General features: G+C 71.7%; 13 protein-coding genes. 4 read left to right on the forward strand and 9 right to left on the reverse strand.

All coding sequences use genetic code 11. The features are described from left to right. Positions 1-75: 75 nt before the first annotated feature. The 4 genes from ACFVST_RS10685 to ACFVST_RS10700 all read right to left on the reverse strand — a co-directional run bounded on the left by ACFVST_RS10685 (position 76) and on the right by ACFVST_RS10700 (position 4818). Positions 76-756, reverse strand: coding sequence for a class I SAM-dependent DNA methyltransferase (locus ACFVST_RS10685; protein WP_390148953.1), 681 nt, complete (start codon positions 754-756; stop codon positions 76-78). 117 nt (positions 757-873) lie between these two features. Beyond that, positions 874-1560 (reverse strand): DUF402 domain-containing protein, encoded by a 687-nt coding sequence (locus ACFVST_RS10690; RefSeq protein ID WP_390148955.1) that lies wholly within the window; start codon positions 1558-1560, stop codon positions 874-876. Between the two features lie 92 nt (positions 1561-1652). Further along, complete coding sequence (locus ACFVST_RS10695) at positions 1653-3047, reverse strand: class II fumarate hydratase (protein WP_390148957.1); 1395 nt, start codon at positions 3045-3047, stop codon at positions 1653-1655. Between the two features lie 103 nt (positions 3048-3150). Beyond that, a complete protein-coding gene (locus ACFVST_RS10700) occupies positions 3151-4818 on the reverse strand; it encodes a fumarate hydratase (protein ID WP_390148959.1) in 1668 nt (555 codons plus the stop codon). Positions 4819-4997: 179 nt separating this feature from the next. Here ACFVST_RS10700 and ACFVST_RS10705 point away from each other — a divergent pair, with 179 nt between their 5' ends. Together ACFVST_RS10705 and ACFVST_RS10710 are read left to right on the forward strand one after the other, a co-directional pair. Further along, positions 4998-5711 carry a DUF1707 domain-containing protein gene (locus tag ACFVST_RS10705; RefSeq protein WP_390148961.1) on the forward strand — a complete coding sequence of 238 codons (714 nt, stop codon included), beginning with the start codon at positions 4998-5000 and terminating at the stop codon, positions 5709-5711. 143 nt (positions 5712-5854) lie between these two features. After that, positions 5855-6232 carry a WhiB family transcriptional regulator gene (locus tag ACFVST_RS10710; RefSeq protein WP_390148963.1) on the forward strand — a complete coding sequence of 126 codons (378 nt, stop codon included), beginning with the start codon at positions 5855-5857 and terminating at the stop codon, positions 6230-6232. 184 nt (positions 6233-6416) lie between these two features. Here ACFVST_RS10710 and glpX read toward each other — a convergent pair whose 3' ends face one another. Further along, on the reverse strand, positions 6417-7448 hold the full coding sequence (gene glpX, locus ACFVST_RS10715) for a class II fructose-bisphosphatase (protein ID WP_390148965.1): 1032 nt from the start codon (positions 7446-7448) through the stop codon (positions 6417-6419). Between the two features lie 222 nt (positions 7449-7670). Between glpX and ACFVST_RS10720 the strand changes: the two genes are divergently transcribed. Then, complete coding sequence (locus tag ACFVST_RS10720; protein WP_390148967.1) at positions 7671-8243, forward strand: DUF4245 domain-containing protein; 573 nt, start codon at positions 7671-7673, stop codon at positions 8241-8243. Between the two features lie 69 nt (positions 8244-8312). Here the strand turns inward: ACFVST_RS10720 and ACFVST_RS10725 are convergent, their stop codons facing one another. From ACFVST_RS10725 to ACFVST_RS10740, 4 genes are all read right to left on the reverse strand, one after another. Continuing rightward, the gene (locus tag ACFVST_RS10725; protein WP_390148969.1) at positions 8313-8903 is read right to left on the reverse strand and encodes a malonic semialdehyde reductase; all 591 of its coding nucleotides are present in this window, start codon (positions 8901-8903) and stop codon (positions 8313-8315) included. Positions 8904-9084: 181 nt separating this feature from the next. Next, positions 9085-9396: an exodeoxyribonuclease VII small subunit gene (locus ACFVST_RS10730; protein ID WP_390148971.1), complete on the reverse strand. Its 312-nt coding sequence runs from the start codon at positions 9394-9396 to the stop codon at positions 9085-9087. Between the two features lie 76 nt (positions 9397-9472). Next, a complete protein-coding gene (xseA, locus tag ACFVST_RS10735) occupies positions 9473-10744 on the reverse strand; it encodes an exodeoxyribonuclease VII large subunit (RefSeq protein ID WP_390148973.1) in 1272 nt (423 codons plus the stop codon). A gap of 66 nt (positions 10745-10810) precedes the next feature. Beyond that, positions 10811-12175 (reverse strand): APC family permease, encoded by a 1365-nt coding sequence (locus tag ACFVST_RS10740; protein ID WP_390149051.1) that lies wholly within the window; start codon positions 12173-12175, stop codon positions 10811-10813. Between the two features lie 96 nt (positions 12176-12271). On the opposite strand from ACFVST_RS10740, the gene ACFVST_RS10745 reads away from it, so the two are divergent. Then, on the forward strand, positions 12272-13282 hold the full coding sequence (locus tag ACFVST_RS10745; protein WP_390148975.1) for a 4-hydroxy-3-methylbut-2-enyl diphosphate reductase: 1011 nt from the start codon (positions 12272-12274) through the stop codon (positions 13280-13282). The last annotated feature ends 30 nt before the right edge of the window (positions 13283-13312 follow it).

A 13312-nucleotide genomic window follows, 5' to 3' on the forward strand; every position in this document is an offset into this window, starting at 1 on the left:
AGTCGAATCCGTCCGTCCGGGGCGGCGCGCCGAGCGCGCCGTTCGTGCGTCACCAGGGTGCGTCAGGCCAGCGGGTCAGGCGCGTCGGCAGTTGAGGAACAACTGGTGCTCGGGTGGGGCGCCGGTGGTTGCCGGAGCGTACGCGAAAGCGTCCTCCCCGACCACCTCGAACCCCGCGTCGCGCACGACCCGGAGCAGGTCGTCCCGTAGGAATCCCGATACCCGGATCGGGTGGCCCAGGAACGGGATCTCCTCGTCGTCCAGGTCGGCCTCGACCATGGACAGCGCGAACAAGCCACCCGGGCGCAGCAGTCGGTGCACCAGCCGCAGCGCGTACGGGATCTCGTCCCGCGGCAGCATCAGCAGGGAGAAGAAGGCGGCCACCCCGTCGAACTCGCCGACGCCGTCAGGGCCGCCGGGCCGCAGTTCGGCCAGGTCCACAGCACGGAACTCGGCCTCCGGCACGTTCCGCCGGGCCTGCTCCACCATGCCGGGGGAGAGGTCGACGCCCAGCACCCGGTGGCCGGCGGCGACCAGTTGACGGGCGGTGGGCAGGCCGGTGCCGCAGCCCAGGTCCAGGACCCGGGAACCCGGCGCCAGCTCCTCCGCCAGCCATTTCGCCGCCGCGATCTGGCCTTCCTTGTGCGGGAAGGCGTCGTCGTAGCGCTCTCCGATGGCGTCGAACGCGTCCGCCTGGCCGGTGCGGTCCGGCACCAGCGTGCCGTACTCCAGAAATGCCTCGCTACCTTCGCTCACGTCCCTGCCGCTCCTCGATGAGTTCGTGTCAGGCCTCGCGCAAGCCAAGGGAGTTGCTGCTGTGCGCTCTTGCGGAGGACGATCCTACGTTTGAACCATGGGGGCGCATCAAGGGTCTCATGACGACACATGCGCGGGCGTACGGTCCCAGTCATCCGGCAGCAGCGGTCTGGGCCAGTCAGGATCCGGCCGAAACCACTGCCATCCGTCACAGAACGGCGCACCCCAGGAGCGGATGCTCCGTACCGCGTCCTCCCCGGCCCGGCGGACCGCCGCGGCCTGCTCCGCGCCCATCAGCCCGGCCTGCTGCGCCGCGGCGAACTCGTCCTCGTCCAGCCACCGCCAACTCCGGTCCTGGGCAACGGAGATGTCCAGGAAGTGATCCTCGGAGTCGACCCCGTACGCGGTGCGGGCCAGCGGTTCCTCCAGGTTCACGTACCAGTTCTTGAACTCCCAGTCCGGCCGCCAGAACAGCCAGACCGACCACGGCTCGCCGGGTCGCGCCAGCTTGAGCAGGCCGGTCCCGTACCAGGGGGCGTGGCGCAGGGCGCGGGGGCGGGTGTAGCGGGTGGCGAGGGGTTCGGCGTTCAGCGGGGTGCCGTCGGCGATGACGGGGTGGACGCACTCGGTGCCGGGGGCCAGCCAGACGGCGAGCAGGTCCGCGGTGTCCTGGACGACGGTCACCGGGCGGCAGATGTGGATCTGCTCGCCGGCGTTCTCGCGGTACCGCCACAGGATGGGCGTGCCGGGGGCCCAGCGGTCCGGGTCCGGGGCCGGGGTGGTCGTTCCGTCGTCGGCTGGCATGGGCTGATTTTAGGTGCCGTGGGTGACAGCCGCTGTGAGACAAGTCGAAAACCGGACATTCGGCGGGAGGGTGGCCCGTGGTGCCCGCCGTCTCAGGGCCGGGTCATCCGCAGCACGTCCAGGGCCTCGTCGAGCTGTTGCAGGGTGAGGTCGCCGCGTTCCACATAGCCGGACTCCAGGACCACCTCGCGGATGGTCTTCCGCTCCGCCAGGGACCGCTTGGCGACCTTCGCGGCCTCCTCGTAGCCGAGGTACCGGTTGAGCGGGGTGACCACCGACGGGGAGGACTCGGCGTACTCGCGGGCCCGCTCCACATGCGCCGTGATCCCGTCCACCGTGCGGTCCGCGAGCAGCCGGGACACATTGGCCAGCAGCCGCACCGACTCCAGTACGTTGCGGGCGATCACCGGGAGCATCACGTTCAGCTCGAAGTTGCCGGCCGCGCCCGCCGCCGCGACCGCCGCGTCGTTCCCGGTGACCTGCGCGGCGACCTGGAGCACCGCCTCCGGGATCACCGGGTTGACCTTGCCCGGCATGATCGAGGACCCGGGCTGGAGGTCGGGCAGGCTGATCTCGGCCAGGCCGGTACGGGGGCCCGAGGCCATCCAGCGCAGATCGTTGGCGATCTTGGTGAGGGAGACGGCGAGGGTGCGCAACTGCCCCGAGGTCTCCACCACGCCGTCCCGCGCGCCCTGCGCCTCGAAGTGGTTGCGCGCCTCGGTCAGCGGCAGCCCGGTGTCCCGCGCGACCTCGGCGATCACCGCCGCCGGGAAGCCGGGCGGGGTGTTGATGCCGGTGCCCACCGCGGTACCGCCCAGCGGCAGTTCGGCCAGCCGCGGCAGCGAGGCCGCCAGCCGCTCCTGCGCGTACCGCACCTGCGCCGCGTACCCGCCGAACTCCTGGCCCAGGGTGACCGGGGTGGCGTCCATCAGATGCGTCCGCCCCGACTTCACCACCTCGGCGAACTCCGCCGACTTCCGCTCCAGGGCCGCCGCCAGGTGGTCCAGAGCGGGCAGCAGATCGCGGGTGACGGCGGCCGTCGCGGCGATATGGATGCTGGACGGGAAGACGTCGTTGGAGCTCTGCGAGGCGTTGACCTCGTCGTTGGGGTGGACGGGGCGGCCCAGGCGCTCGCTCGCCAGGGTGGCCAGCACCTCGTTGGTGTTCATGTTGGACGAGGTGCCGGAACCGGTCTGGAAGACGTCCACCGGGAACTGCTCGTCCCAGCGGCCCTCCGCGACCTCCTCCGCCGCCTCCCGGATCGCCGCGGCGACCTCCGCGTCGATCACCCCGAGCTCGGCGTTGACCTTGGCCGCGGCCGCCTTGATCCGGGCCAGGGCCTCGATATGGGCGCGCTCCAGGCGCTGCCCGGAGACCGGGAAGTTCTCCACCGCCCGCTGGGTCTGCGCCCGCCACTTCGCGTCCACGGGCACCCGTACCTCGCCCATCGAGTCGTGCTCGATCCGGAATCCGCCGTCGGTCGCCATGGTGATCGCCCTTCCTGTCGCTGTTGACGGGAACGCCGCCGGCACCGCGGCTGTTCCGCGGCGGCCCGTCGAGACACTCCCCGGGGCCGCCGCGGAACCGGGATCAGCCCAGGCCGGGGCCGCGTACCGGGATGCTGGTGAAGGTGGGGCTGGGAGCCGGCTCGGTGAAGAAGTCGTTGCCCTTGTCGTCGACGACGACGAACGCCGGGAAGTCCTCCACCTCGATCTTCCAGACCGCCTCCATGCCCAGCTCCTCGTACTCGACCGCCTCGACCTTCTTGATGCAGTCCTGGGCGAGGCGGGCCGCGGGGCCGCCGATGGAGCCCAGGTAGAAGCCGCCGTGCCCGGCGCAGGCGTCGGTGACCTGCTTGCTGCGGTTGCCCTTGGCGAGCATCACCCGGGAGCCGCCGGCCGCCTGGAACTGCTCCACATAGGAGTCCATCCGGCCCGCGGTCGTCGGCCCGAAGGAACCGGAGGCATAGCCCTCGGGCGTCTTCGCCGGGCCCGCGTAGTAGACCGGGTGGTCCTTCAGGTACTGCGGCATCTCCTCGCCCGCGTCCAGCCGTTCCTTGATCTTGGCGTGGGCGATGTCCCGCGCCACCACCAGCGGTCCGGTCAGCGAGAGCCGGGTCTTCACCGGGTACTTGGTCAGCTCGGCGAGGATCGCGTCCATCGGCTGGTTGAGGTCGATCCGGACGGCGTTGTCCTCCGCGTCCAGGTGCTCGTCCGTGGTCTCGGGGAGGAAGCGTGCCGGGTCGGTCTCCAACTGCTCCAGGAAGACGCCCTCGGCGGTGATCTTCGCCACCGCCTGGCGGTCCGCGGAGCAGGACACGGCGATGGCCACCGGGCAGGAGGCGCCGTGCCGCGGCAGCCGCACCACCCGCACGTCGTGGCAGAAGTACTTGCCGCCGAACTGCGCGCCGATACCGATCTTCTGGGTCAGCTCGAAGACCTTGTCCTCCAGCTCCCGGTCCCGGAAGCCGTGGCCCGACTCGCCGCCCTCGGCGGGCAGTTCGTCCAGGTAGTGCGCGGAGGCGTACTTGGCGGTCTTCAGCGCGTACTCGGCGCTGGTGCCGCCGACCACGACCGCCAGGTGGTAGGGCGGGCAGGCCGCCGTACCCAGCGAACGGATCTTCTCCTCAAGGAACTTCATCATGGAGTCCTCGTTGAGGACCGCCTTCGTCTCCTGGTAGAGGAACGACTTGTTGGCGCTGCCGCCGCCCTTCGCCATGAAGAGGAACTTGTAGGCGCCGCCGTCGGTGGCGTACAGCTCGATCTGGGCGGGGAGGTTGGAGCCGGTGTTCTTCTCGTCCCACATGGTCAGCGGGGCCATCTGCGAGTAGCGCAGATTGAGGTTCTGGTAGGCGTCGTAGATGCCGCGGCTGAGGGCCTCCTCGTCGCCGCCGGCGGTCAGCACGTTCTGGCCGCGCTTGCCCATGACGATGGCGGTGCCGGTGTCCTGGCACATCGGCAGCACCCCGGCCGCCGCGATATTGGCGTTCTTCAGCAGGTCGAGCGCCACGAACTTGTCGTTCCCGGAGGCCTCCGGGTCGTCGACGATCCGGCGCAACTGCGCGAGGTGGGCCGGGCGCAGATAGTGCTGGATGTCGTGGACCGCCTCCTCGGCGAGCTTGCGCAGCGCCTCCGGCTCCACCTTGAGGAAGGTCCGCCCACCGGCCTCGAAGGTGGAGACCCCCTCGGAGGTCACCAGCCGGTACGGGGTGGTGTCCTCTCCCGTCGGCAGCAGATCGGTGTACGCAAACTCCGGCATCTCGGCTTTTCCTCACATGACAGACGGCGGCTGGCCTCCGTTGGCGGCACCGACCAGATTAGGACCTCATCTCGGGTCCGCCGGAGGTGAGGTCCGGCTCACCCCGATCCGTCCGGTGCGCGCATTCTCCGCCGCTCGCCCCCTAACGCGATCTATCGCGTTTCGGTAGGGTGTGGTCCGTGGATCTCGAAAAGCGCCCCCAGCAGCCCGCCGCGACCGACCCGAAGCCGGCCGACCGGCCCGCCGCGCCGGTCGTGGAACCACCCGCGCCCGCCTCGCTCCGCGCCTCCGACGCCGACCGGGACCGGGTCGCCGACATCCTCCGGGAGGCCCTGGCCGAGGGCCGGCTCACCGCGGACGAGCACGCCGAGCGGGTCGACGGCGTCTACCGCGCCAAGACCATCGCCGAACTGGAGCCGCTGGTACGGGACTTGCCCGCGGCCGGCACCCGCCGCACCCCCGGCCCCGCCCGCCCCGAGCCGCCCTCCCCGGGCGAGCTGCCCGCCGCCCCCGAGGACAACCTGGTCGCCGTCTTCAGCGCCTCCACCCGCCGCGGCCGCTGGCGGATCGCCCGCAGGACGCACGCCTACGCCGTCTTCGGCAGCGTCGAGATCGACCTCAGCGAGGCGATCTTCGAGCACCGGCATGTGCTGATCAAGGCGGTCTCGGTCTTCGGGAACGTGGAGATCACCGTCCCGGAGAACGTCAGCCTCCGCGGCAGCGGCGGCGGAGTCCTGGGCAACTTCGAGGTGGACACGCTGGATTCGGCCGAGGACGACGCCCCCTTGGTGCATGTCGAGGGCGTCTCGGTGCTGGGCAACATCGAGGCGAGGCCCAAGCGCGGCAGCCTCGTCCGGGACCTCCACCACAAGCTCCGCAAGCACCTCGGCTGACCGCGGAGTCGACCCGCGGCGCGGGCCGTTTCGGCGGCTCCGGGAGCCCGGCCGGCGGTCGGAACGCAGTGCATAGGCGTGCGCACAGCGGGTAGACCTGCTGCATCGCCGCTCGATCGCGAAGCCGTCGTCAGGAGTAGACCGTGCTGCAACCGCCGCGTCAGTCCCAGCAGGTCGCTGCCGTTCCCCGTCAGCGGACCCCCGTGGGCGGCCGAGATCAGGACGATCCGTGGCACACGGAGGCGGTGTGCAGGCGCGACGAGGCGGTGCTCTTCTTCGCCCCGTCCAAGGAGCCGACGGCCGCGCGCCTCTCCCGCGAGGAGGCCGCGAAGCGGGTCTGCGGCCGCTGCCCCGTGATGGTCGAGTGCCGCGAGCACGCCCTGCTCCAGCCCGAACCGTACGGCGTCTGGGGCGGGTTGACCGCTGCCGAGCGCCGGGTGGTGCTGGCCCGGCGGCGCCGCCGCGACATGGAGCTGAAGCAGGCCTCCCGCACCGCCGCCCCGATCCCCGCCGTCGGCTGACCCGTCCGCACCCGCCGCCAGAGCGGTAACTTCCGCCCGTACCGGCCGAGTTGACGCCGACGGGGCCCGGAACCCACCGAGGGGGCGCCCCACCGCACCGGGGCGCCCCCTCGTCATGTCCGGCCTCGTCGGCGCCAAGTCCCGCCGTAGTAGCTGGTGTTGGCCAACTACCGGTGGGCCGCGCCTACTTGGCCCGGTCGAAGTCGATCGCGCTGTAGGCGCGGAGCTTTGCCAGGCGGTGGGTGGAGTCGATCTGCCGGATGGTGCCCGACTTGGAGCGCATCACCAGCGAGGAAGTGCTCGCGGTCTCCGCCCGGTAGCGCACCCCGCGCAGCAGCTCGCCGTCGGTGATGCCGGTGGCGACGAAGAAGACGTTGTCCCCGGAGACCAGGTCGTCGGTGGCGAGCACCCGGTCCAGGTCGTGCCCGGCGTCCAGGGCCCGCTGCCGCTCCTCGGCGTCCTTCGGCCACAACTTGCCCTGGATGGTGCCGCCGAGGCACTTGATGGCGCAGGCCGAGATGATGCCCTCGGGGGTGCCGCCGATGCCCAGCAGCAGATCGATGCCGCTGTCCTCGCGTACCGCCAGGATCGAGCCGGCCACATCGCCGTCCGAGATCAGCTTGATCCGGGCGCCGGTCTCCCGGACCTCCTGGATGATGCCCTCGTGGCGCGGCCGGTCGAGGATGACCACGGTGACGTCCTCGGGCGTGGACCGCTTCGCCTTGGCGACCCGGCGGATGTTCACCGACACCGGGGCGTCGATGTCCACATAGTCGGCCGCCTCCGGGCCGGTGACCAGCTTGTCCATATAGAAGACGGCGGACGGGTCGAACATGGTGCCGCGATCCGCGGCGGCCAGGACCGCCACCGCGTTGGGCATTCCCTTGGCGGCGAGGGAGGTGCCGTCGATCGGGTCCACGGCGATATCGCACTCGGCGCCGGTGCCGTCACCGACGCGCTCCCCGTTGAAGAGCATCGGGGCCTCGTCCTTCTCGCCCTCGCCGATCACCACCACGCCGTTCATCGACACCGTGGAGACCAGGGCGCGCATGGCCCGTACCGCGGCGCCGTCCGCGCCGTTCTTCTCGCCGCGCCCGACCCAGCGGCCCGCGGCCATCGCGGCGGCCTCGGTGACGCGGACCAGTTCCAGGGCGAGGTTGCGGTCGGGGGCTTCGGAGGGGACCTCAAGCTCGGACGGCAGATGATGCTCGGACATCGGAGCGCACCTTTCTACGGATATCCACTGGTACACAACAGAACTGCGCCCGAGGGGCGGCCGGGCAAACGGCGTGCGCCGACTGGGCGGCCGGATGAGGGTTACGGCCCGACTCTATCCGGAGTGCGCCACAATGAGCAGATCGGGCTACGGATGAGCGGCGGGAACAGGCCGGGACGACCCTGCGGCCGGACGCCTCCCGCAGCCTGCGACCATAGGGACGTGGCAGGAACCAAAGGCAGTCAGAGCGTACGGAACATGGTGTGGTCGCTGGGCGTCGTCGTCCTCGTCGCCGCGTTCGCGTACATCTTCATCCCGCACGACGACACCGAGACCCCGATCAAGCGCGTCGACTACAGGATCGAGCTGGCCACGGCTCGACGCGCCGCCCCGTACCCGGTGGTGGCGCCGGAGGGGCTCGGCACATCCTGGAAGGCGACCTCGGTGCGGTACCGCGGTGACGACTTCGCCACTTGGCACCTGGGCTTCCGTACCCCGGACGGCCAGTACGCGGCGGTCGAGCAGTCCACCGAGAAGCCCTCCGCGTTCATCGCCCGCTCCACCCAGGACGCGGAGAAGACCGCCCGCACCGAGCACATCGGCGACCGCACCTGGCAGCGTTACGAGGGCGGCCACTACGACGCGCTGGTGCTGCGGGAGGGGAAGGCCACCACCGTCGTCACCGGCACCGCCGACTTCAAGCGCCTGGCCCATCTGGCCGCCGCCCTCAAGTCGGCCGAGCCGTCGGAGCCGTCAGCGCCGTCAGCGCCGTCGGAGTCCTCGAAGCCGTCCTGACCGCACCCGGGTACGGCGGAGGGCCCGGAGGCGCTGTGCCTCCGGGCCCTCTCGTCCGCGCCGGGACGGTCAGACGGTGGTGATGACCTCGTCGTAGGAGAGGCGCGGGGAGCGGGGGAACCAGGCGTTCTCGCCGGGGCGGCCGATGTTGACCACCATCAGCGGGGTGTGGTCGTCGTCGAGGAACTCCTTGCGCACACCCTCGAAGTCGAAGCCGGTCATCGGGCCCGCGGCCAGCCCGGCGGCCCGCACACCGATGATGAAGTACGCGGCCTGGAGCGCGGCGTTGAGGCCGGCGGTCTGCTCGCGGACGGGGCGCTCGGAGAAGAACGCGTCCTTGATGCCGGGGGCGTGCGGCATGAGCTGCGGCAGCTCCTCGTGGAACTCGTTGTCCGCGGAGAGGATGGCGACCAGGGGTGCGGTGGAGGTCTTGGGCTGGTTGCCCTCCGCCATGTGCCCCACCAGACGCTCGCGGGCCTCCGGGGTGCGCACCAGGGTCACCCGCAGCGGGGACTGGTTGAACGCGGTGGGCCCGTACTTGACCAGGTCGTAGATGGCCTGCACCTGCTCCTCGGTCACCGGCTCGTCCGTGAAGGTGTTCGCGGTACGCGCCTCCCGGAAGAGCAGGTCCTGGGCGGCGGGGTCAAGAGCGAGAGACATGAGGTGAACCTGAACCTTCTTGAGACGTAAGACATCTGAAGCCCGCGCCCTCCGGCGATGTGCGCCGGATCGGCTGGCTTGCGAGGATGACGTTACGCCTCGATCGGTTTAAGATTCAACAAATTTCCTGCGGGGGTGATCGGGATCACATGCGACTCACCTGGGCCGGTGTGCCACCGTCCTACTCGGGTGCCGTGCCGGACTCCTCCGCGGCGAGGGCCGCGTCCAGGCGGGCGCGGGCGCCGTCCAGCCAGCGGCGGCAGACCGCGGCCAGCTCCTCGCCCCGCTCCCACAGCGCCAGCGACTCCTCCAGGCTGCTGCCGCCCAGCTCCAACTTCCGTACCACCTCGATCAGTTCGTCCCGCGCCTGCTCGTAACCGAGCGCGGCGGCGGCCGCCGTACCGGGACCCTCGGCACCGGGCGCCGCGGCCCCCGAGAGCCCGGGGTCCGGGGCCTCGCCGGTGTCCCGTGCGGTGCCGTCCTGCTTGCTCATCGATGCGTCCTCCGCGTCGTCGTCACAGCTCACTCCCCGCGGCGGCCCGCGGCCGGTGCTCCCCGGGGTCTCCCGCTCACTCCACGTCGGCCGTGCGCTCCCCGGGCACCGCGCGCGCCTCCCGCCCGGCGGCTTCGTCGGCCCCGTCCACGCGGACCGTGAAGGCGCCGTCCGCCACCCGGGCCCGCAGCTCCTCGCCCGGGGAGACCTCGGAGGCCGCGCGGACCACCCGGCCGTCCGCCTGCTGGAGCACCGCGTAACCCCGCCGCAGTGTCGCCGCCGGGGAGAGGGCCACCACCCGGGCACGGGTATGGGCCAGCTCCGAATCGGCCCGCGCCAGCAGATGCCCGAGCGTACGGCGGCCGCGGTCCACCAGCGCACCGATCTGCTCGGCCCGCTCGGTCACCATCCGCTGCGGCTCCCGCATCACCGGCCGGGCCAGCGCCTGCGCCAGCCCCCGCTCCTCCCGCTCCACCAGCGCCTCCGCACAGCGCCTGGCCCGCCCCTGGAGCCAGCGCACCCGCTCGTACTCCTCGCCGACATCCGGCACCACCTTCTTCGCGGCGTCCGTAGGCGTGGAGGCCCGCAGATCGGCCACATAGTCCAGCAGCGGCTGGTCAGGCTCATGGCCGATCGCGGAGACGACCGGCGTACGGCAGTCGGCGACCGCTCTCACCAACTCCTCGTCGGAGAACGGCAGTAGATCCTCCACGCTGCCCCCGCCACGGGCCACGATGATCACGTCGACCTCGCCGTGTCCGTCCAACTCCCTTACCGCCTGCACCACTTGCGGTACCGCGTGCACGCCCTGCACCGCCACGTTGCGTACCTCGAAGCGGACGGCGGGCCAGCGGTGGCGGGCGTTCTCCAGGACGTCGCGCTCGGCGGCCGAGGCGCGGCCGCAGACCAGGCCCACCAGTTGCGGCAGGAACGGCAGCGGGCGCTTGCGCTCCGCCGCGAAGAGGCCCTCGGCGGCCAGCGACTTCTTCAGCCGCTCCAGCCGGGCCAGCAGCTCGCCCACGCCCACCGGCCGTATCTCCGCGGCGCGCAGCGAGAGTTGACCCCGGGGCGCGTACCACTCGGGCTTGGCGTGCACCACGACGCGGGCGCCCTCGGTGACCACATCGGCGACGGCGTCGAACACCTGGCGGTAGCAGGTGACGCTCACCGAGATGTCGTGCGAGGGGTCGCGCAGCGTCAGAAAGACCACACCGGCGCCCGGCCGCCGCGAGAGCTGGGTGATCTGCCCCTCCACCCAGACCGCGCCGAGCCGCTCGATCCAGCCCCCGATGAGCCGCGACACCTGCCCCACGGGGAGCGGCGCCTCGGCCGATGTGTTCACAGCCATGCGCCGAGCGTATAGCCCACCACTGACAACCCGGCCCGGATCACGAGGTCCGCCGATCCGCCCCCGCTAAGCCGCCCCGCGCGCCCGCACCCCCCGTACCGCGAGTACCGCCAGGCCCGCCGCCAGCCACAGCGCGCCGACCACCTGGGCCGAGCCCGCCGCCTCCCAGATCACCGCGACCGTGATCGCCGCGCCCAGCACCGGCGCCACCATATGCCGCAGCGGGCGGACCCGGCCCCCGCGCCGCCGTACCGCGAACCAGCCCACCACGCTCGCGTGGAGCAGCACGAACGCGCTCAGCGCCCCGATGTCGACCACCGACACCAGATGGTCCAGGCCGTCCGCCGACTGCGCCGCCCACACCGCCGCCACCGTCGTCACCACCGCCGCCCCCAGCAGCGCCACCCGCGGCACCCCCGAGTCGGTACGCGCCAGGAAGTGCGGCAGCCGGCGCTCCCGGGCCATCGCGAACACCAGCCGCCCCGCCGCCGCCTGCCCCGCCAGCGCCGCGAACGCCGCCCCGATCGCCTTGCTCACCGCCACCAGATCGTGCAGCCAGGACCCCACCGACACATCCACCGCGTCATAGAACGCCGAACCCTGCCGCACCGGTTCGGCCGCCAGCCGCGCCGAGGACACCGGCTCCAGCAGCGCCACCAGATACGTCTGGACCACGAACAGCGCCCCCGCCAGCACCAGGCAGAACAACACCGCCCGCGCCACCTTGCCCGCCCCTCCGGCCACCTCCTCCGCGAAGGAGGCGATCGCGTCGAACCCCAGATACGAGAGCACCGCCACCGACACCGCGCCCAGCACCGCCGTCGACGAGAACGTGCCGTCCCCGGTCAGCGGCGACAGCCAGCCCCGCCGCGCCCCGTCCTGCACCAGCACCACCACCGCCGCCACCGCGAACACCAGCAGCACCACCACTTCGAGGGCCAGCACCGCGAAGCCCACCCGGGCCGCCGTCCGCACCCCCCGCAGATTGAGCAGCGTGGTCACCAGCACCGCGAGCGCCGTCCACACCCACCGCGACACCGACGGCACCAGCGCGTTCATCGCGATCCCCGAGAAGAGGTACGCCACCGCCGGGATCAGCAGATAGTCGAGCATCGCCATCCACCCCGCGACGAACCCCGGGCCCTCCCCGAGCCCGGCCCGCGCATAGGCGAAGACCGAACCCGCCCGCGGCACCACCTGCACCATCTGGGCGTAGCTGAACGCGGTGAACGCCATCGCCACCGTCGCCACCAGGTACACCAGCGCCACCGCGCCGTGCGACTTCGCGTCCAGCGTGCCGAAGACGCCCACCGGGGCCATCGGCGCGATGAACAGCAGCCCGTACACGACCAGATCGCGGAACCCGAGGGTCCGCCGCAGCCGGCGGTCCTCGCTGCTCTCCGTCGCCCCGGCCCGCCCGCTCGACTCCACGATCGCCTCCCGCACCACCGGCCGCCCCGCCGCCCGGACCGGCCGCCCCAGTCTCGCCGAGCCCGTGATCGTGGACCCCCCGGACACGGCCTTACGATGGGTGCCATGACTGCTTCGCCAGCCCGCCGCGTCCTGCTCGCCGCCCCCCGTGGCTACTGCGCGGGCGTGGACCGCGCCGTCATCGCCGTAGAGAAGGCCCTAGAGCAGTACGGCGCCCCCGTCTACGTACGCCACGAGATCGTCCACAACAAGTACGTCGTGCAGACCCTGGAGAAGAAGGGCGCGATCTTCGTCGAGGACACCGCGGAGGTCCCCGAGGGGTCCATCGTGATGTTCTCCGCGCACGGGGTCGCCCCCGTGGTGCACGAGGAGGCCGCCGCCCGCAGCCTCGCCACCATCGACGCCACCTGCCCCCTCGTCACCAAGGTGCACAAGGAGGCCGTCCGCTACGCCAAGGACGACTTCGACATCCTGCTCATCGGGCACGAGGGACATGAGGAGGTCATCGGCACCTCCGGCGAGGCCCCCGAGCACATCACCCTGGTCGACGGCCCCGGGGACGTCGCCGGAGTCGAGGTGCGCGACCCGTCCAAGGTGGTCTGGCTCTCCCAGACCACGCTCTCCGTGGACGAGACGATGGAGACGGTCGACGCCCTCAAGGAGAAGTTCCCCGAGCTGGTCTCCCCGCCCAGCGACGACATCTGCTACGCCACCCAGAACCGCCAGCTCGCCGTCAAGCAGATGGGCGCCGAGGCGGACCTGGTGATCGTGGTCGGCTCGCGCAACTCGTCCAACTCCAAGCGCCTGGTCGAGGTCGCCAAGCTGGCCGGCGCCCGCGACGCCCGCCTGGTCGACTACGCCGACGAGATCGAGGACGGCTGGCTCGACGGCGTCACCACCGTCGGCGTCACCTCCGGCGCCTCGGTCCCCGAGCTCCTGGTCGAGCAGGTGCTGGAGTGGCTGCAGCAGCGCGGCTTCGAGGACGTGGAGATCGTCAAGGCCGCGGAGGAGTCCATCACCTTCTCCCTGCCCAAGGAACTCCGCCGCGACCTGCGCGCCGAGGCCCGCACCCTCGCCGACGAGGCGGACCGCCGGGCCGGACGCTAGGCCGTGTCCGTTCGCCCCGGGTACGCCGGT

Source organism: Streptomyces sp. NPDC058045 (assembly GCF_042885635.1).
In the GTDB taxonomy this organism is placed as follows: Bacteria; Actinomycetota; Actinomycetes; order Streptomycetales; family Streptomycetaceae; genus Streptomyces.